Annotated in this window: 12 protein-coding genes; 3 read left to right on the top strand and 9 right to left on the bottom strand. The window is 59.9% G+C overall.

Annotated elements, in window-relative coordinates:
- The first annotated feature begins 53 nt into the window (after positions 1-53).
- Complete coding sequence (locus tag SJY08_RS15680; protein WP_054149006.1) at positions 54-611, top strand: regulatory protein RecX; 558 nt, start codon at positions 54-56, stop codon at positions 609-611.
- 22 nt (positions 612-633) lie between these two features.
- Here the strand turns inward: SJY08_RS15680 and SJY08_RS15675 are convergent, their stop codons facing one another.
- From SJY08_RS15675 to SJY08_RS15635, 9 genes are all read right to left on the bottom strand, one after another.
- Complete coding sequence (locus SJY08_RS15675; protein WP_377276780.1) at positions 634-1,641, bottom strand: diguanylate cyclase; 1,008 nt, start codon at positions 1,639-1,641, stop codon at positions 634-636.
- An 86-nt stretch (positions 1,642-1,727) separates the two neighbouring features.
- Complete coding sequence (locus tag SJY08_RS15670; protein ID WP_153761385.1) at positions 1,728-2,780, bottom strand: ornithine cyclodeaminase; 1,053 nt, start codon at positions 2,778-2,780, stop codon at positions 1,728-1,730.
- A 194-nt stretch (positions 2,781-2,974) separates the two neighbouring features.
- Entirely contained in the window at positions 2,975-4,255 is a 1,281-nt protein-coding gene (locus SJY08_RS15665) for a TRAP transporter large permease (protein ID WP_377276777.1), read from the bottom strand.
- Positions 4,255-4,782 carry a TRAP transporter small permease gene (locus SJY08_RS15660; RefSeq protein ID WP_377276776.1) on the bottom strand — a complete coding sequence of 176 codons (528 nt, stop codon included), beginning with the start codon at positions 4,780-4,782 and terminating at the stop codon, positions 4,255-4,257. The genes SJY08_RS15665 and SJY08_RS15660 overlap by 1 nt, the downstream gene beginning before the upstream one ends.
- A 65-nt stretch (positions 4,783-4,847) precedes the next feature.
- Positions 4,848-5,822, bottom strand: a complete 975-nt coding sequence (locus SJY08_RS15655) for a TRAP transporter substrate-binding protein (protein ID WP_054149001.1) — start codon at positions 5,820-5,822, stop codon at positions 4,848-4,850.
- A gap of 62 nt (positions 5,823-5,884) precedes the next feature.
- Positions 5,885-6,763, bottom strand: coding sequence for an amidohydrolase family protein (locus tag SJY08_RS15650; protein ID WP_377276775.1), 879 nt, complete (start codon positions 6,761-6,763; stop codon positions 5,885-5,887).
- Complete coding sequence (locus SJY08_RS15645) at positions 6,760-7,899, bottom strand: mandelate racemase/muconate lactonizing enzyme family protein (RefSeq protein WP_377276774.1); 1,140 nt, start codon at positions 7,897-7,899, stop codon at positions 6,760-6,762. The genes SJY08_RS15650 and SJY08_RS15645 overlap by 4 nt, the downstream gene beginning before the upstream one ends.
- Before the next feature lie 17 nt (positions 7,900-7,916).
- A complete protein-coding gene (kdgD, locus tag SJY08_RS15640) occupies positions 7,917-8,822 on the bottom strand; it encodes a 5-dehydro-4-deoxyglucarate dehydratase (protein WP_054148998.1) in 906 nt (301 codons plus the stop codon).
- Positions 8,823-8,891: 69 nt separating this feature from the next.
- Complete coding sequence (locus SJY08_RS15635) at positions 8,892-9,635, bottom strand: FadR/GntR family transcriptional regulator (protein ID WP_377276772.1); 744 nt, start codon at positions 9,633-9,635, stop codon at positions 8,892-8,894.
- Between the two features lie 146 nt (positions 9,636-9,781).
- Between SJY08_RS15635 and SJY08_RS15630 the strand changes: the two genes are divergently transcribed.
- The gene (locus SJY08_RS15630; protein ID WP_377276771.1) at positions 9,782-10,579 is read left to right on the top strand and encodes an NAD-dependent epimerase/dehydratase family protein; all 798 of its coding nucleotides are present in this window, start codon (positions 9,782-9,784) and stop codon (positions 10,577-10,579) included.
- Positions 10,580-10,902: 323 nt separating this feature from the next.
- Positions 10,903-20,874 (top strand): DUF5801 repeats-in-toxin domain-containing protein, encoded by a 9,972-nt coding sequence (locus SJY08_RS15625; RefSeq protein ID WP_377276769.1) that lies wholly within the window; start codon positions 10,903-10,905, stop codon positions 20,872-20,874.
- Positions 20,875-20,964: the final 90 nt, after the last annotated feature.

Genomic DNA, 20,964 nt, shown 5'->3' with positions numbered 1-20,964 from the left:
CGACCGTCCAGATGTCTGTTGACGATCGCCCACGAAGTTGGGACACCGGGCCCATGGACGAACCGTCGAAAGCCACTGAAGATCAGCCAACGCCACGCATGTTGGCCTGGGCGAAGAACTCGGCTGCCTATCGGCTTGCCAAGCGCATGATGACCGAACGGGAACTCGCCGACGCCATCAGGCGCAAGGCGCGCAGCAAGTTCGAAGATATCAGTGAGGGGCAGCTAAACGCGCTGGCCGAGACGGCCCTTGCCTTCGGGCGCAGCATGAAGGCGCTAGACGACCAGAATTACGCCGAGATCCGTGCGAATTCGGCGGCGCGCAGCGGTCGCTCCAAGCGTGCGATTGCCCGCAAGCTTGCTGAGAAGGGGGTCGACCGCAGTATCGTCGAAGCCGTTCTCGTCGACGCCGACGATTTTCGCTCGGCCGTGGTCTACGCGCGCAAGAAGGCCTTCGGGCCCTTCCGCCGGCCGGATGTTGAAGCCGATGACGCCCGCTGGAGCAAGGAGATCGCCTCCTTTGCCCGCCAGGGTTTCGGCTTCGATCTGGCCAAGCGTGTGCTCGACATGGAACGTGAAGAAGCCGAGGACATTCTTCTCGGGCCGGCATGAACGGATCGGGCCAACGGGCAGACTATCTGCTTAAAGACCCATTGCGCACGCTACCGACGCCAGGGCCTATTTCCGCAGGCATGGCCCAGGAACAGGTGACTCGATTGCGGCCGTTGGCCTTGGATTGATAGAGAGCCTCGTCCGCGCGTCGCAGCGGATCTGCCAGACCAATGTCGCTCTGATCGAGCATGGTGACACCGAAACTCGCCGTGACCGTGCCATCGCCCTCTGGCCTCCGCGAACTTTCGATGGCCTGGCGCAGGCGCTCGGCGACGGCAAGCGCGCTCTTGGCAGTAGCCCCCGGCAAGAGAACGGCGAATTCCTCGCCTCCCATCCGTGAGATCACATCGCCATCGCGCAGGACGCCACGGCACACCTCCACAACGTCGATCAGCACGCGGTCCCCGGTCATATGACCAAACCGGTCGTTGATCTGCTTGAAGTGATCGATGTCGAAGCTGATCAGGCCGATCGACGGTGGCGTCATTCGGGCGGCCAGTCGCTCCCAAGTTCCATAGAATGCGGAGCGAGACGTAGCGCCAGTGAGCCAGTCATGATCGGTCTGCCGCCTTAGTTCCATCTCCTTCATTACGAGACCGGCAAGCGACTGAAGGATTGCCTTCTGTCGCTCATCGAAGCGACGGGGTGCTCGGTCGATGACGCACAGAGATCCCAGTCGCGCCTTCTCGGGCGTAATCAAGGGCGCGCCAGCGTAAAAGCGAATGTGCGGGCTACCGGTAACGAGGGGATTTAGTGCCGTTCGAATATCATGTTCTGCGTCAGAGATCACAAGCACGTCATCGCTCCTGATCGTCTCGTTGCAAAAAGCCTGCTCGCGTGGGGTTTCGCGGATATCGATGCCGATATTCGTCTTGAACCACTGGCGCCGGTCGTCGACCAGCGAAATTAGCACGATCGGGGTGTCGAATATCAGGCGTGCAAGAGCCGAGATACGCTCGAAGGGTTCTTCAAGTGGTGTATCCAGAATGCCGTATTGATCGAGTATCCGTAGGCGTTCAACTTCATTCATTCGGGCATGCTCCTCCGCCATAAGGAGACATTAAGCCCCAAATATTTCTGTCTGCTTAAATTGCCGCAGCCGCCCCGACCGGATGATCACCCCTTGGCCCGCTGCAACATGCCGAACAGGTCACGCGGATCGTCCGGATCGGCGATCAGGTCGACGGACTGGAAGAAGGCGGTCCCAAGCACGCGCTCGCGCACGTAGCGCAACGCCGAAAAGTCCTCGATCGCGAAGCCGACGCTGTCGAACAGTGTAATCTGCTTCTCGCTCTTGCGGCCCTCGATCTGACCGGTGACCACCTGCCAGAGCTCGGTGACGGGATAGTCCGGATCCATCTGCTGGATCTCGCCTTCGATCCGCGTCTGCGGCGGATACTCGACGAAGGTGTCGGCACGGGAGAGGATATCGCGATGCAGCTCGGTCTTGCCGGGGCAGTCGCCACCAATCGCGTTGATGTGCACGCCGGCGCCGACCATGTTGTCCGTCAGGATGGTCGCATACTGCTTGTCGGCGGTGCAGGTGGTGATGATTTGCGCGCCTTCGATCGCCGCCTGTGACGTTGTGCAGGCCGTGACATGAAGGCCGGAGCCCTCCAGGTTGCGCCGTGTTTTCTCCGTTGCCTTCGGATCGATGTCGAAGAGCCTGACATGGGTGATGCCGAGCACGGCCTTCATCGCCAGCGCCTGGAACTCCGCTTGCGCCCCGTTGCCGATCATCGCCATGGTGGTCGCACCCTTCGGTGCCAGATGGCGTGCGGCCATGGCGGACGTTGCCGCTGTCCTCAGCGCCGTAAGCAGGGTCATTTCGGTGAGCAGAACCGGATAGCCAGTCGAGACATCGGCGAGCAGACCGAAGGCCGTCACAGTCTGCAGGCCTTCGGCCATGTTCTTCGGATGGCCGTTGACGTATTTGAACGAATAGATCTCCCCATCCGATGTCGGCATCAGCTCGATGACGCCCTCGCGGGAATGCGACGCGACGCGCGGCGTCTTGTCGAACAGTTCCCAGCGTTTGAAATCGGCTTCGATAACGTCGGTAAGCTCGGTGAGCGCGCGCTCGATTCCGATATGATGCACGAGCCGCATCATGTTTTCGACGCTGACGAAGGGGACGAGGGCTTTTTCCGAAGGGGCTGGCGCTGTCATGATCCACCGGTTGAAAACAAAGGTTGGATCACTGTAGCGGTGGTCGCGCTCCGCCGAAATGGCGAGAATCTGTCATTTTGTGTGGTTCACTTGCCAGAATGACAGTATCGAATGTGCACTATGTCGCTCGGGCAGGAAAAAAGGCAGGGGCCGAGGCCCCTGCTGAGAACCCTCGGAATGCGAGGGCGGGAGGATCACTTGAACTGCGCTGGCAGCCAGAGCGATATTTCGGGAATGAAGGTGACCAACAAAAGCACCGTCACGCAGGCGCCAAAGAATGGCCAGATCGTCTGCATCGCCTCCCGGATGGTGATCTTGCCCACGGCACAGCCGACGAAGAGCACGGTCCCAACCGGTGGCGTGATCAGGCCTATCCCGGCGTTCAGGATCATGATGACGCCGAAATGCACGGGATCGATGCCGAAGGCTTGGACGATCGGAAGGAAGACCGGCGTTGTGATGATGATCAAAGGCGCCATGTCCATGAAGGTGCCAAGCATCAGGAGAACCACGGTGATCAGCAGCAGGACGACCATCGGATTGTCCGAGATAGACTTGACCAGCCGGATAAGCGTGACCTGCACTTGGAGAAAGGACATGAGCCATGCAAAGGCAGCGGCCATGCCGATGACGAGCAACACCAATGATGTGGTTTTCACAGCCCCCAGGATCGCCTCCACGAAGCCGCTCCAGTTCAGCTCACGATAGACGAGAACAGCGACGAGAAAGGCGTAGATGACGGCGATGCAGGAGCTTTCTGTCGCCGTGAAGACGCCGGAGCGCACGCCGCCGAAGATGATTGCGATCAGCAACAGACCTGGCAGGGCGGCGAAGAAGAAGACCAGCAGTTTCCCGAAGCCGGGAAAGGGTTCGGCCGGATACCCACGTCTGCGGGCCACGACATAGGCGGTGACCATCAGGGCGACGGTCAGCAGCATCCCGGGAATGATGCCTGCGGTGAAGAGATCCGCAACGGAGACCGTTCCGCCCGCTGAGATCGAGTAAAGGATCATGTTGTGCGACGGCGGAATCATCAGGGCGATCAGGGCAGAGCTGATCGTGACGTTCACGGCGTAACCGCGATCGTAGCCGCGCGCCGCCATCTGCGGCACCATAAGGCCGCCGATGGCAGATGCATCGGCAACCGCCGAACCCGAAATGCCGCCGAACAGCGTCGATGAGACGATGTTCACCTGCCCCAGCCCGCCGCGCATGTGTCCCACGAAGCCGGAGGCAAAGCGAATGAGACGGAAGGCGATGCCGCCACGAACCATCAGGTCGCCGGCAAAGATGAAGAAGGGGATCGCCATCATGGCGAAGACATTCATCCCCGAATTCAGCTGCTGGAAAATTACAATCGGTGGGATGCCGATATAGATGACGGTCGCCAGCGACGCGATCCCAAGGCAGAAAGCGATGGGCATGCCGAGGACCATCAGGAAGGCGAAGGTACCGAAGAGGATCGTATAGGCCATCACACCACCTCGGCCTGAGCGATTTCGTCGGCGACTGCTTCGACCTGTCCGATGAACGTGTCGATGAAGCGTTCAAGCGCGAAGATGGAGATCATCGCGCCACCGATGATAAGCGGGATGAAATCTATGCCACCCGGCCATCCGAGCACCGGGATACGAGCCGTCCAGGTGCCTATGGCCAACTGCGTCCCGTAGTAGGACATGGCGCCGCCGAACAGGCAGATCAGGCCGAGGCTGACGAGATCCATCAGGCGCTGGACGCGAGGCGCCATGTTGTGGCGAACGATGTCGAGCCCGAGATGCACGCTTTCGCGCACGCCGACGGCAGCACCCAGCAGGATGAACCAGGACATCAGCTGGAGCGACAGGGGCTCGGACCAGCTCGGTGTGTCGTTGAGCACGTAACGGCCGAAAACCTGCCAGCCGATGATGATGGTCATCAGGACCACGCCGAGGCCGGCCAGATAAAGGCAGGCGCGGCTCAGCCAGCTGAGGCCGGGCCTGACAGCCCGCATGAAACGCAACATGGATCCCTCCGAAATCCAGGATAAGAAAAAACCGGCCGCATCTCGGATGCGGCCGGTCTGTTGTCTCACTTGACGGCGCGAACGCGCTCGACGAGATCCTTCATCTTGGGATCGGTGATGAACTTGTCATAGACCGGCTGCATGGCAGCGGCGAACTCCGCCTTGTCGACGGTGATGATGTTTGCCCCAGATGCCCGGATCTTCTCCTCCGACGCCTTTTCGCGGGCCTGCCACAGCTCACGCATCTTGCCGACGGATTCCTTTGCCGCTTCCCGGATGATCGTCTGGTCTTCCGGTGTCAGCTTGTCCCAGGTCACCTTCGAGATCGCGAGGATTTCCGGCGTCAGCGAATGGTCGGTCAGCGTGTAGTTCTTGGCCACTTCGAAGTGACGCGAGGACTCATACGAGGGCCAGTTGTTTTCGGCAGCGTCGACCACGCCAGTTTCGAGCGACGAATAGACTTCACCGAAGGGCATCGGCGTCGGGTTCGCGCCAAAGGCTTCCATCATCGCGATCCAGAGGTCCGACTGCTGGACGCGGACCTTCATGCCCTTGAGATCGGCAAGGCTGTTGATCGGGGTTTTGGTCGAATAGAAGGAGCGCGCGCCGGAATCGTAGAAGGCGAGACCAATCAGGCCGTGCGGTTCGAAGGCAGCCAGCACTTCGTCGCCGATGTCTCCATCGACCACCTTGTGCATGTGCTCGGTGTCGCGGAACAGGAAGGGCAGGCCGAAGACGACGGTTTCCGGTACGAGGTTGTTGAACGGCGCGCTGTTGACGCGGTTCATGTCGATGACGCCGAAGCGCGTCTGCTCGATCGTGTCCTTTTCCGAGCCCAGTGCGGCGTTGTTCATCACCTGAATGGCGATGCGGCCGTTGGTGCGTTCCTTGACCAATTCGCCCATGAACTTGACGGCATCGACCGTTGGATAACCATCGGGATGGATGTCGGCGGAACGCAGCGTGATTTCCTGGGCGAAGGCAGCACCCGCACCAAGGGTGAGCCCCATTGCGAGGCTAAGCATTGCGGCAGTTTTCATTGGTCTTCCTCCTCTTTGATTGAGCCGTCGAAACCTCCCGTTTCGACGGATTAGCAGTTCGACTATCTGCCCCCTAAAGGCTTGATGCCGAAAAGTTCTGTCGGATTGTCCACGAGCGCGAGCTGGCGGGCGGCCTCATCGGGCAACCAGCCGAGAACGGTGTCGGCAAGGGCCGCATCGTCTGGATAGTCCGCCTGTGTTCGCGCCAGATTGTGCGGCCAGTTCGAGCCCCAGACGATGCGTTCGGGCGCATGCGCCGCAATTGATCGGGCAACGGCGGCCACGTCGGCGAAATCGGGCCCGCCCGTCTTGGAGGACTCGTAGGCGCCGGCAAACTTGAACCAGCAGCGTCCCCCGTCGATCAGCCGCTTTGTTGCCTTGACCTGAGGGCTGTCGGGCGTGACCCCGCAGAAGAACTTGCCGTGATGGTCGAGCACCCAGCGGGATTTCAGTTTCGAGAGCCGCTCCTCGTAGTCGAGGATGTCGCTACCATCGAACTGGATGGCGATCATCCAGTCGCGGCTGGCAGCGATCGCGTCCACTTCCTCAAGCTTGGTCAGATTGGCCGCGCCGCCCGGCAGGTTCATGATGCGTGCACCACGGACGCGGGCCGCTGACAAGCGGTCGAGCTCGGCTGCGCTTGTGCTGGCATCGACGGCCGCGATGCCCCAGGCGATGTCCCCGAACTGCTCAAGGCATGCGACGAGATTGGAATTGTCCAGCTGATGCGCCATGCCCTGCGTGACGATGACGCGATCGATGCCGATCCAGTCCATGAACTGGCGATATTGCGCAGGTGTCGGCAGGTCGCCGGCTGGAAGGCCAGGCCCGCCGGGAAGAGCCGGATAGCCGGGCAGATAGGCATGCATCTGGGTGTCGATCGCACCCTTCGGCAGGACGATCTTTGGCTTGGCGCCGGACAGGGTGCGGATCAGGCTCATGCCTCGTCCTTCATCTTGAATTCCTGGAGGGCATCGCGGTTGATTTCGATGCCAAGCCCGGGAGCGTTGGGGATGGCGACGACGCCATTCTCGTGTTCGATCGGCGTCTGGATCACGGCCTGGCGGAAGGGGTTGTCGGTACGATCGAATTCGAGGATCGGCTCGATCGGGTTGACGCGCACCGGATCCGGCACCATCGCCGCGATGAACTGCAGGGCTGCCGCAATATGCACGGCCGTGCCCCAGACATGCGGCACGACGCGCACACCGTGCAATGCCGCGAGATCGGCGACGCGTTTCGCCTCGGTGAAGCCGCCGACACCGGCAAGATCCGGCTGGACGATGTCGATTGCGCGGGTCTCGATCGGTTCCTTCATGCCCCAGCGGCTTTGCCAGGTTTCGCCGCCGGCGACCGGGATCGGTTGCCTGGCCCGCACTTCGCGATAGGCGGCGAGTTGTTCGGGAACGACGGGTTCCTCGAACCAGTCGAGACCATACTCTGCAGCCCGGCGGCCGAATTCGACGGCCTCCAGAACACCATAGCCATGATTGCCATCGGCCATCAGGCGCATCTCGGAGCCGGCTGCTTCGCGTGCAGCCCGGATGACCCGCAGATCCTCCTCGATCCCGAAACCGACCTTGATCTTGGATGCGTGAAAGCCCTGGGAGCGATAGAGCGCGATGTCACTCGCATTGTCCTCGACCCGATCAACGCCGTCGCGCTTGAAGCTGCCGGTCGCGTAGGCCTTCACACTCTCGCGGAAGCGTCCACCGAGCAGCGTCGACACGGATGTACCGAAATGCTTGCCCTTGATATCCCAGAGCGCGATGTCGATGCCTGAAAGCGCCGTGAGTGTCAGGCCGCGCTGGCCCTGATCGCGAAGGGCGTTGTAGAGAACCGCCCAGATCTTCTCGGTCTCCAGCGGGTTCATGCCGACCAGCCAGTTGCGATAGGCCGCGACCACCGCCGCATTCGGCCGAGCCGGTCCAAGGCATTCGCCCCAGCCCGTCAGCCCGTTGTCGCAGACGATCTCCACCAGCACATGCGCCCGCCGGTCAAAGCGCATGGAAGCGCTCTGGAACGGGACGGCGAGCCTGTGCTCGAGAAGATGGGTGCGAACCTCTGCGATCTTCATGTCTGCGCGTCCTTTGCTCAGCGCTTCCAGGGCGCGATAAGCTTGGCCATCATCTCTTCTTCTTCCGCCGTCAGATCATCGAGGGGAGGGCGCACCTTGCCGGCGGCAAAGCCCTGCAGACGCACGCCGGCCTTGACGGCCGATACCGCATAACCCTTGCGTCGGCTGCGGATGGCCATGAACGGATAGAAGAAGTCCTTGAGGATCGTCTCGCACCGCTCGCGCTCACCGGCGCGCAGCGCCTTGTAGAAGTCGACGGCCAGCCCCGGCACGAAGTTGAAGACGGCGGATGAATAGGTGGTGAAACCAGCGCCGAGATAGGCCTCGGCGAAGAGTTCAGCCGTCGGCATGCCGCCGAGATAGGTGAGGCGATCGCCCATGGTCGCCGTGATCTGGCGCACGAGCCCGATATCGCCCGTGCCATCCTTGAAGCCGATCAGGTTCGGGCACTCATCGCACAGGCGCTGCAGCGTCTCGACACCGAGAACCGAATTGTCACGGTTATAGACCATGACGCCGATGCCGACGGATTGGCAGATGCGCTTGACGTGCTGGTACATGCCCTCTTGCGGCGCGTCGATCAGGTAATGCGGCAACAGCAGGATGCCATCAGCACCGACCTTTTCGACCGATCGTGCGATCTCGATGGCAATGTCGGTGCCGTATCCGCAGCCGGATACGATCGCCGTTTTGCCTGCCGCCTCCTTGGCTGCGGCAACCACGCGCGGAACTTCCGATGGCGTCAGCGAAAAGAACTCTCCCGTGCCGCCAGCTGCAAACAGCACAGGCGCGTCGAAGCCTGACAGCCACGCCACATGCTCTGCATAGCTGTCGGACTTGAAATTCCCTGCGTCATCGAAATGCGTGACAGGAAAGGAGAGCAGGCCGGCGCCGAGCGCGGCCTTGATATCTTGCGGCGTCATGTTCGAATGTCCTCTCTTGGCCTCCTCCGGCCAAGTTGTCATACGTATTAACGACGCCTATGTCAAATGTTATCGTACAGGTTGGCGCTGCTCGCGCAAAAGGGCGCGGTAGCGCGCCTGACTGCCGCGCAAATGTCGGCGCATGGCGTCGCGAGCGGCCTCCTCGTCGCCCTGGGAAATCGCCTCGACGATATCTGCATGTTCGGCATCGATGAGGCGCAGGTAAGCGGACTGGTCTTCCTCGCTGTCTTCGTCGCGCAATGCGGCCCGCGGGATGACATTCTTGCCGATCATTGCAAGAAATTCACGGAAACGGGGATTGTTGGTGGCTTCGGCGATGGCGAGATGAAGGGCGAAGTCGGCCTCCGTGGTCGATTGGCCCGCCTCAAGACAGGCGCGGATAGCGTAGTGCCGTTCAAGTATGACTTCTTCCTGGGCGGGGGAGCGTCGCAACGCGGCGAGGCCTGCAGCCTCTACCTCCACCGCCGTTCTGAGCTCCAGGAGTTCAATCATCGACGAAACACGCGCCGGGTCCACATTGCCGATTAGCAATGGGACGGGTGTGGGCTCCTGAGGCGTGAGGACGAAGACGCCAGCGCCCTGTCGGGCTTCCACAAGGCGGTCGGCGCGCAGTGAAGCGATCGCTTCGCGGACGACGGTTCGGGAGACGCCATGGGCTTCGGACAGTTGCGCCTCGCTCGGCAGCTTGCTGCCGGGCGGGAACTGACCGGCGCCGATCGCCTTGCGCAACGTGTCGCCGAGTTTCTCCACAAGCGTTCCTGAGCCCGCTTCGCTTCGTGCCTGCAATGCCATACGTGTTTCCCCGCCCCTGTGTACTTGCGCACATCATCATCCATGCGTCGGACTTTGTCAGCCTGTCGCCCATAAGGTTTACGATATTGACCGGGTCAGGGCAACCTGTATGATAAGTTCAGGTGTGACATCATGGAGGACTGCGCGTGAAGAGGCTTTTGCTGACGGGGGCTGCCGGCGGGTTGGGCAGCGCAATGCGCGGGCGCTTGAAGGGGCTTGCGGAGATCGTCAGGGTCTCGGATATCGTTGATCTCGGTCAGGTCGCGGCGCATGAGGAGGCAATGGTCTGCGATCTTGGCGATCGGGCGGCCGTCGACAGGCTCGTTGAAGGCTGTGACGCCATCATCCATCTTGGTGGCATCTCGGTTGAAGACAAGTTCTCCAAGATCATGAATGCCAATCTGCTCGGTCTGTATAACCTCTATGAGGCCGCGCGCGCGAACGACATGCCGCGCATCCTGTTTGCCAGTTCCAACCATACGATCGGCTTCTACCGCCAGGACGAGTATCTCGACCACGAGATGCCCATGCGCCCGGACGGGCTTTACGGCGTGTCCAAATGCTTCGGCGAGGCGCTCGCCCGCATGTATTTCGAAAAGTTCGGCCAGGAGACGGCGCTGGTGCGCATCGGCAGTTGCATGGAGAAGCCGAAGAACCATCGCATGCTCTCCACCTGGATGAGTTACGACGATTTTCTGTCGATGATCGAATGCATCTTCCGTGTCCCGCGCCTGGGCTGCCCGGTGATCTGGGGCTGCTCGAACAACGACACCCGCTGGTGGGACAATTCCCATGTCTCTTATCTCGGCTGGCACCCGAAAGACAATGCCGAGCGCTTCCGCGCCGAAATCGATGCAGCGGTGGCAAGGCCGAAGCCGGCTGATACGATCGCGGTCTATCAGGGTGGCCCCTTCATCGACGACCCGATCTTCGCGGAAGACTGATCCCGTCGTCCCGTTTTCTTGAGTGGCCGGATACCTGGCGGGTGTCCGGCCTTTGCTTGTTTTCAGTGGCCCTCTGGATACTGCTTCAAGTGGACTTGGTGCTCGCCAGCGCAATCGATGGATGCCGTTCCGGTCGCCGGGGCTCATTCGTTAAAATTTGAGTAAACTGCAGAAATAAAAGGATTTTTCGGCCCGAAATTAACTTCTTTTTCAATAATGGTCGCTGCAAGCATAACCCGTTATGTATTCAGGGTTAAGAAACCGTTGCACTTGCCCCGGCATGGGGATTTAACTGCACTCAACTTGTTAAGGGGTGAGTTACCATGTCCATCGAAGATCCGCGCCTGTCCAGCATCGACAATACTTCCGCAGCAGACGATTTCGACTCTGCGGTCGAGCAGCATCTGGGTTTCGCAAGCGAGACCATGGAGGGGGTTGAGGTCGCCCAGGCGGAAACGCCCGACGCCGGCCGCACCGACCGCCTGCCGGCCCAGCAGCCGGTTGACGTCGCCGCAGCCGTGATCCCGAGCGAAGTAACGCCCGACAACGAGAATGTCGTGACGCTGCCGGCTGGCATCGAACTCGACAACCTCGAATTCCAGGTCGACGGTGAAAACCTCGTCCTCGTCCTGGCAGATGGCACCGAGATCACCGTGATTGGCGGCGCTGCAAACATCCCGACATTTGTGGTCGGCGATGTCGAGCTGCCGCAGGTCGCGCTTTTTGCCGCCCTTGAAGAGAGCAACATCAACGTTGCGGCCGGGCCGGATGGGACCTTCTCGGCCCAGTCGACGCCCGCTGCGAGCCGCAACTTCAATGACGATCCGATTGACGCCGGCCCGGAAGATCTGGCTCTGGCAGATCTGCTGGGCGATACCAGCTTCGGCGACGAACTTCGCACGGCTGCCGTGTTCGGTGGTAATGGCCGGCCCTCCATCCCGACCCCGCTGGCGACCTCGTTCATCTATGACGAGGCTGTCATTGCCGGCGGCGATGGCGTGAAGATCATCAGCGGCCGTCTGCCCTTCAATCCGGGCCCGGATTCCGGCACGATCACGGCCATCGGTTTCGTCGGCGCGTCCGATGTCAATGAAGGCGATGGCCTCAAGGTTCTCGGCGGCTTCACTTCGGGCGGTCTCCCGATCACGGTCACGAGCTTCCCGGCGCCGACCGACGCTGCGGACCTCGACTTCCTCGCGCTCGAAGGCCGCGATTCCGCCGGCAACCTCGTCTTCACCATCACGATCACCAACCGTGTCGAGGGTGACTTCACCTTCGAACTTTTTGGCAAGCTCGAGCATCCTGACGCGGGCAGTAACGGCTCCCAGGATGATCTTGACGATCTCCTGCGCCTCGGCTTTACCTACACCGTCACCGACCAGGACGGCGACAGCGTCACTGGCACCTTCAATATAGACGTGCAAGACGATGCGCCGACGATTGGCGCCCCGGTCGGCGGTTCTGTCAACGAAGACGATCTCACAAGCAAGGTTGTCGAGCCAAAGCTCGTAAAGCGTGTTTCGGACTCGGAGTCCGACTCGGATATGCCGCTTTCGAGCACTTCGAAGGCTGAAGGTTCGCTCGGCATTCGCTGGGGTGCGGACAATGATCTCAAGAGCGAAACTCTGGGTGAAGGCGATGAGCCGAACGGTGATGACCCGGTTGGCCGTACAGTCAGCTTTACGGGCCTCGACACCTCTTCGACATCGGAAGAGATCCAGGCAGCGATTCCTGGTCTCGCGGGCCTGAGCTCCGACGGTTCCCGGCTGGCCTATCGCATCGAATACACCACTGGCGCAGACGGCAAGTGGAATGGCGGCTATCAGCTGGTCGCATACAAGCCTTTCTTCGACGGCCCGCTCAAGGCCCTGTACATCGAAGGTGAAGGGGACAAGTTCCTCGAATTCCCATATCCGGGCGAAGGTGAAACGATTTTCATCATCACGCTGAACCCGACGACAGCCAATGGCTCCTACACCTTTGAGCTGGTTGGCAATCTCGATCACTACGAGCCCGTAGTCCGCGTTGATGAACCGACTGACGGCGACACGGTCATCGAGCTGCCTCCGGTTGATGGTCCTGAACTGCAGGTCGCGATCTTCGATGGCGATGAGGGGCCGAAACTGAACCCGGTCGACTTCCTCGACTTTGAGATCCCCTTCACGGCAACCGATTCCGATGGCGACAGCGCCGATGGCAAGTTTACGGTTCGCGTCGAGGACGATGAGCCGGTGATCATCGGTCGGCCGATCGCTCATACGGTGGATGAAGACGATATCTCGACCATTGGTCGGGATATTCCGGGCGAGTCGCTTGGCACGAGCCCGAACGACGGCAACCGTGATGGATCCTTCACGGGCGATCGTGGATCGAACAATCCTGGCCCGGCCACAGTGTCCGGCTCCTTAGCCGGCATGGTTGATTTCGGCGCGGACAACCGGTTCACGACCTATTCGATTATTGATGAGGACGCGGCCCGTGCAGTGCTGACACGGCTCGGCCTGACCTCGAAGGGTGGCGAACTGTCCTTCGATCTCATCGGTGATACGCTGTACGCCTTCGTCAACGCTGGTGAGCCGGGTGTCGTCTACAATGCGGGGCCGGATCGCCTGGTCTTCACGCTTACCGTGGAAGCCAACGGCGAATATGCATTCAAGCTCTTCGACCAGCTCGACCACGACCTCGGCAAGGGGCAGAACACCGATCTCCAGGATGATGTCGAAGGCGACGTCCGGGACATCGACTTCGGTCAGATCATCAAGGCATCCGACTTCGACGGCGATAGCGTGCCGCTGACGGGCTACTTCTCCGTTACGATCCGCGACGACGTTCCGGAACTCGTCCGTGGCGCGTCCGAACACCGCACGGTGGATGAAGACGACATTTCCACATTGGGTAACCGTTTCCCCGGTGAATCGCTTGGAACGAGCCCGAACGATGGTAATGCTGACGGCTCCTTTACCGGCAGCCAGGGCAACAACCAGCCCGGCCCGGCGTTCCTCTCGGGTTCGCTGGCAAGTCTCGTTAAGTCTGGCGCCGACGAATCGCTGACCTTCTCCTTCATCAACGGTGATGTCGCGCGCGGCATGCTGGAGAGCCTCGGCCTTTCTTCCAAGGGCGCCGAACTCAGCTATGAAATTCGCAACGGCGTTCTCTACGCCTTCGATAACGCGGGCCCGGAACTTGGCAAAAGCTACGACCCGCAGTTTGGCGATCGCCTCGTTTTCGAACTGAAGCTGAATGGCAACGGATCCTACGAATTCCGTCTCTACGATCAGCTCGACCACGACGCCCCAGGCGATGATTTCCGGCAGCGCCCGACCAATTCGGATGAGAACTTCGACCTGCAGGATGGCCTGTGGTTTAAGGATGTCACCGCGATCAACTTCGGTGCCCTCATCAAGGCCACGGACTATGATGGTGACAGCGTCTCGCTGAACAATGCCTTCTCGATCAAGATCCGCGACGACGTTCCGGAACTGAGCGGCCGTGAAGAAAACCGCCTCGTCGATGAAGACGACATCAGGACGAGCCGCTCGGTCGGCACGAGCCCGAACGACGGCAACGGCGACGGTTCATACACAGGCAGCCCGAACAACAACCAGCCGGGTCCGGCCTTCATTTCCGGCTCGCTCGCCAACCTGATCAAGGGCGGCGCGGACGATACCGTGAAGTTCTCCTTCATCCGCGAACAGACGGCGGTCTCAGAGCTGCAGTTCCTCGGCCTGTCGTCGAAGGGCGTCAAGCTCAGCTACGACATCCAGGGCAAGACACTTTACGCCTATGACAACGACGCGGGTGACGCCGGTTACGGCCAGGGGGACCGCCTCGTCTTCAAGTTGACGGTCAACGAAGACGGCTCCTACACCTTCGAGCTTCACGACCAGCTCGACCACGACCTCGGCAAGGGGCAGAACACCGATCTGCAGGACGGTTTCCGTTACAAGGATGTCGAGGCGATTGACTTTGGTTCGATCATCAAGGCAACCGACTTTGACGGCGACAGTGTCATTCTGAAAGATGCCTTCTCGATCACCATCAAGGACGACGTTCCGGAACTGAGCGGTGCCAAGGAAGAGCGCCTCGTCGACGAAGACGACATCAAGACCAGCCGCTCGGTCGGCACCAGCCCGAACGACGGCAACAGCGACGGCTCCTTCACCGGCAGCCCGAACAACAACCAGCCGGGTCCGGCCTTCATCTCCGGTTCGCTCGCCAACCTGATCAAGGGCGGCGCGGACGATACGGTCAATTTCACCTTCATCAGCGAGCAGACGGCGGTCTCAGAGCTGCGGTATCTCGGTCTGTCGTCCAAGGGAGCAGAGCTCAGCTACGACATCCAGGGCAATACGCTTTACGCCTATGACAACGACGCCGGCAATTCCGGTTATGGCGAAGGTGATCGTCTTGTCTTCAAGCTCACGGTCAATGAAGACGGTTCCTACACCTTCGAACTTCATGACCAGCTCGACCATGATCTCGGTAAAGGTCAGAACACCGATCTGCAGGACGGTTTCCGTTACAAGGACGTCGAGGCGATCGATTTCGGTTCGATCATCAAGGCGACCGACCATGATGGCGACAGCGTCATCCTCAAGGATGCCTTCACGATCACCATCAAGGATGACGTGCCGACGGCAGTTGCCCGCAACACCAACGAGACACTTGTGGTCGATGAAAGTGACAAGCGGCAGAACGAAGATGTGGACGGCCCTCTTAACGTCTTCAGGTTTGTCGGCACGAAGGGCGAAGATCCGAACATGTCGGCTCAGTTCGCTCAGCAGTCGAATTTCGTCGCGGCTGACATCAACGGCGGCGCCGATGATGATGTGAAAATTGAGTGGGATCTGAAGATCAACGGTGGAGACCGCACCCCCTCTGGCCTCTTCACCACGGATGGTCGCTCGATCGTATTGTTCCTGGAAAATGGTCTGATCGTCGGCCGCTATGACGGCCCGGACGGTAATTCCACCGTGAATTCGTCCGACCCGGCAGCCTTTGCCCTGCATCTTTCGGACAACGGCACCCTTTCCCTGGTCCAGTATGTCTCGATCAGGCACGATGATCCGTCCGACCACGACGAGAACGACGACGCGAATGACCGCAATCCGTCGACTGCGCTGCAGACCCTCGCCGGTAAGGTCAACGCCGTCCTGACGGTCACTGACTTCGATGGCGACAAGGCCGTCAGCGAAGTGGCTGTAGGAAGCCGCATCCAGTTCGAAGACGATGGTCCGAGCGTCAAGCCTTACGACGTGAACACGATGCGGATCATCAGCGACGATGACACGGTCGCTGGCCGCAACGGCAATCCCGGCTTTGGTTCGAACACTGCCGATGGGAGTGGTTCTGACAGCAAGGAATACAACAAGACCGGTACGCTGCAGTTCTCTGCTGGCGCCGACGGCGGCACAGTCGCCTGGGACCTCACCAAGGTTTCTGTCGATAGCGGAGCCACTGGCATCACGTTCAGCGTGAACTCGTCCGGCACCCTGCTGATCTTCCAGAACCAGGGCGGAAGTGCCCCTGTTCAGATTGCGCAGGTGACGCTGAATGCCGTGACCGGTGCCTATGTCTACACCCAGACGGCTAACCTTCTGCACACGGCAGGCGGCGAAGAGAACGAGGCAGCCTTCACGCTGGGCTTCACCGTAACCGACGGCGACGGCGACAAGGCCGATGGCAAGCTGGCGCTGCTGATCGATGACGACACGCCGGTGGTCAAGCCTTACGACGTGAACACGATGCGGATCATCAGCGACGATGACACGGTCGCTGGCCGCAACGGCAATCCCGGCTTTGGTTCGAACACTGCCGATGGGAGTGGTTCTGACAGCAAGGAATACAACAAGACCGGTACGCTGCAGTTCTCTGCTGGCGCCGACGGCGGCACGGTTGCCTGGGACCTCACCAAGGTTTCTGTCGATAGCGGAGCCACTGGCATCACGTTCAGCGTGAACTCGTCCGGCACCCTGCTGATCTTCCAGAACCAGGGCGGAAGTGCCCCTGTTCAGATTGCGCAGGTGACGCTGAATGCCGTGACCGGTGCCTATGTCTACACCCAGACGGCTAACCTTCTGCACACGGCAGGCGGCGAGGAGAACGAGGCAGCCTTCACGCTGGGCTTCACCGTAACCGACGGCGACGGCGACAAGGCCGATGGCAAGCTGGCGCTGCTGATCGATGACGACACGCCGGTGGTCAAGCCTTACGACGTGAACACGATGCGGATCATCAGCGACGATGACACGGTCGCTGGCCGCAACGGCAATCCCGGCTTTGGTTCGAACACTGCCGATGGGAGTGGTTCTGACAGCAAGGAATACAACAAGACCGGTACGCTGCAGTTTTCTGCTGGCGCCGACGGCGGCACAGTTGCCTGGGACCTCACCAAGGTTTCTGTCGATAGCGGAGCCACTGGCATCACGTTCAGCGTGAACTCGTCCGGCACCCTGCTGATCTTCCAGAACCAGGGCGGAAGTGCCCCTGTTCAGATTGCGCAGGTGACGCTGAATGCCGTGACCGGTGCCTATGTCTACACCCAGACGGCTAACCTTCTGCACACGACAGGCGGCGAGGAGAACGAGGCAGCCTTCACGCTGGGCTTCACCGTAACCGACGGCGACGGCGACAAGGCCGATGGCAAGCTGGCGCTGCTGATCGATGACGATACGCCGACCTTGGTCAGCACGCCGACGACCGGTCTGTCCCTTAATGAAGACGACCTCGCCCTCGGAAATGACGAAACCACGCCGAAAGAACTGCTCTCTGCAACCGGAAATCTGAACATCTCTCTTGGGGCCGATGGCGGAAGCATTGCTCTGTCGGCACCTGCTGCGGAGTGGAGCGCGACCAACAAGACCCTCACGGCTACCGACGGCTCTTGGAAGGTCACTCTTAACAGTGACGGCACTTACAAGTTCGACCTTCTCGACAATACCCTGGCCCATGGCTTCGCCGACAATGGTGAGAACACATTCAGTGTCGAGGTAACCTACACGGCGACCGACGGTGATCAGGATGTGCTGACGGGTTCGTTCACGATCGAGATCGTCGATGATGTTCCGGTGGCGGTTGGCGAAAGCGCTACGGTGCGGGAATCCGCACCGGGTGTTGGTGGCAATCTGATCCTCGCGTTCGACGTATCGGGCAGCATGTCCGACCCGGTCAACGGTGGCGGATCGGCGTCGCGCATCAGTGTGGCCAAGCAGGCCGCTATCAACCTGATCAATGCAAGCGACGCTACGATGATTATGGTCGTAACCTTCGCAGGTAACGCTCAGGCTTCGCAATGGCTGTCTAAGGCAGACGCTCTGGCGTTCATCCAGGGTAACGGTTTCCCGAGCCCGGCTGGCGGCACAGAATATGATGATGCTGTCGAAGCGATCATGAATGCCAACGCCGGAGCCAATCTTACTGGCACGAATACGTCGCTCTACTTCTTCTCCGATGGGCGCGTGAGCGATGACGATGATCTGAGCAACTCGGAACTGCGGGCCTGGGAGAACTTCCTGCGCGCCAATGACATTGACTCATACGCAGTTGGTGTCGGCAGCAACGTGTCGGAAGACGATAGCGATCTCGGCCAGATCGCATTCCCCAACAATGTCGACAATGTCATTGTGATAACCTCCCCGACAGACCCGATCCTGCTGGGGACTGTCACCGTGCCAGCTGTCCCGACCTCCGCTTCCGGCAACGTCCTCACCAACGACAGCTTCGGCGCAGACGGCGGACGTATCCAGTCCATCCTCGTGGATGATGTCACGCACACTTGGGATGGCAGCGAGGCAAACGAGGTTCTGAACGTAACCACCGTTCTGGGCGGATCGTTGATGTTCAACTTCAGGACCGGCGCTTGGGAGTACAATGCCCCGGCACAGCTCGTGTCGAACACGCCGGAAACGTTCACCTACACATTGGTGGATGGCGACGGCGATACGATCACGGCAAATCTCGTGGTGAATGTCCAGGCCGTCAACGACGCACCGGAAAACGCGGTACCATCCACGTTGACTGCTGCTGAGGACATCGAGCTTTCGATCACCAACGTGAGCGTGAGCGACGTCGATGCCGGCAACGGCGACCTGACGGTCAAGCTCGAGGTGAAGAAGGGCACGCTGACGCTCGCAAGCGAAGATGACCTCGTCGTATCCAACAATGGATCCGGCACCGTCACGCTGACGGGCTCTCTCACTGCGATCAACGCGGCTCTGCTCGGCATGAAGTACAAGGGCGACCTGAACTTCAACGGCAGCGACGAGCTCAAGATCACCACGACCGACAACGGCAACACCGGCCTCGGTGGCGCCAAGACGGATGTGGATACAGTCGCCATCACCGTGACTCCGGTGAATGATGCGCCGGTTCTGTCGCCGGAAACCCGTGAGATCGAGTTCACCGAGAACGGCAACGGTCGTTATCTGTTTAGCAACGTCAATGTCAGTGATGTGGACAATCCGGCGAACTTCGCCGGTGGCAGCATCGAGATCTCGCTTGGCAATACTGCGATTGCAGGCGACCAAATCTTCGCCGACAGCGACGTCCGCCTCAACGGCAACAACGTGCAGATCTGGCGTTCTGGCTGGGTTACCATTGGTACGCTCGCGTCCGGAGGTTTCGGTCAGACATCACTCAAGATCGACCTGACATCCGGGGCGACTGAGGACCGTGTCGAGTTTTTCCTTGCGTCGGTTGCTTACAAGTCGACCTCTGATAACCCGACCGATGCTGATCGTCTTGTCACCGTTACGTTCAACGATGGCGGAAATTCGGGCGCAGGTGGCTCGCTATCCGATACCTCTACGATCACAGTGAAGGTTAACCCGGTCAATGATGCGCCAGTTGCAGCTGACGACCGGGTCATCACAAATGCTGGGGTTGGCACACAGTTCGAAGTGCCGGACTGGGCTTTGCTGTTCAACGACACTGATGTGGACAGTGATGATCTCAGTGTCACGTCGATTTCGAACCGTAGCGGTCTCAACGCCAATACCAGCGCTGACGGTGTCGTGGTTATCGACACTGGCAACTCAGGCGGTTCTTTCGACTATCGGGCCTATGACGGCGAGGACCGGTCGGGCAATGCCCGCGTCACGGTGATGCAACGTACATCCGGTCCACTCGACGGGACGAGCGGCAACGACATACTCGTCGGTGTTGCAAAGCCTGTCGGCCAGATCACGACTATCAAGTTTGCCGACAGCTATGACGTTGGCGACGTGGTCAGCGTAACGCTCAATGGGAAGACTTTCTCCCACACCGTCGTGACAGGTGGTACTTCTGTAAATGCAGTTTACAACGCACTGCTGGCAGCGACGCCTGTAGGTAGCGTGCAGACACTTCAGCAGTTGTTGGCCTCGGAGGGTATTGATCAGGTAAGAGACGGGTCGACCGTCACGTGGATGGGCGATCCTGGTGTGGAAAACGCGTTTAGCGTCGGTGCAAGCGTGGACAACAGTAATGATGTTGGAGCGAAGTGGCACTACGAGGTTGATTTTTCCAGCTCAATCTCGTGGTTCGAAACATCAGGCTCGATCAGAATCAAGATCGGCTCAACCTGGTATTCCGAAAATGCGAACAATTCTGGGGTCTCAAGTGACGGCCAGCGTTTTGACAAAACGGCTGAAGCTTTGGCTGATGATTTGAGAGTTCTAGGCTTCGATGTCACCTATAATCCAAGCACCAATAACTTCCTGGTCAAGACCAGCACATCAACCTCGGTCGAAGGTGAGTATCGTGTAAGACCCAATCGAAGCTGGATCGATGCCGAAGTTGACACGGTACAGTCCGGATCTGCGCCCTCGAACCAACTGCATCCCGCTGTCGACACCATCCAAGACGCCAACGACGGCGGCGTCACGATGAACGGTCTGAACGGCGATGACATTCTCATCGGCAGCGATGAAGATGATGTCATGAACGGAGGCTCAGGCAACGACATCCTCTTCGGCGGTCTTGGTCTCGATACCATGACAGGCGGCTCTGGCGCGGACACCTTCGTGTTTGACGAGGAAGCGCTCCAGGACATCGGAGTGACCGACGTGATCACCGACTACAACCTGGCTCAGGGCGACATGCTGGATGTGTCGGCATTGCTGGACAGCCTGCTCGGTGAGGCGGCCAGTGACGTTGCCAGAGAGGAGGCCATCAGCATCAGGTTGCAGGGTGGAGATACCTTCGTAAGTGTCGATACGGCAGGTGGGCCGAAGGATATCGTGATGCTTGAAGGCAATCATGCGAACGTCAAGATCCTCTTCGACGACAATCACGCAACGACTGTCCCGCACGACTAAAACACATAGTGTTTCCGAAATGAAAAGGGCGCCAGACTGGCGCCCTTTTTCTTTTCATGGCCGCGCTTCAGTGGACTTTACTTGCCGTCG

Source organism: Rhizobium sp. R86522 (genome assembly GCF_042466255.1).
Lineage (GTDB): Bacteria > Pseudomonadota > Alphaproteobacteria > Rhizobiales > Rhizobiaceae > Allorhizobium.
Note: the sequence above shows the minus strand (reverse complement) of the source record. Positions and strands in the feature narration are given on the sequence as shown.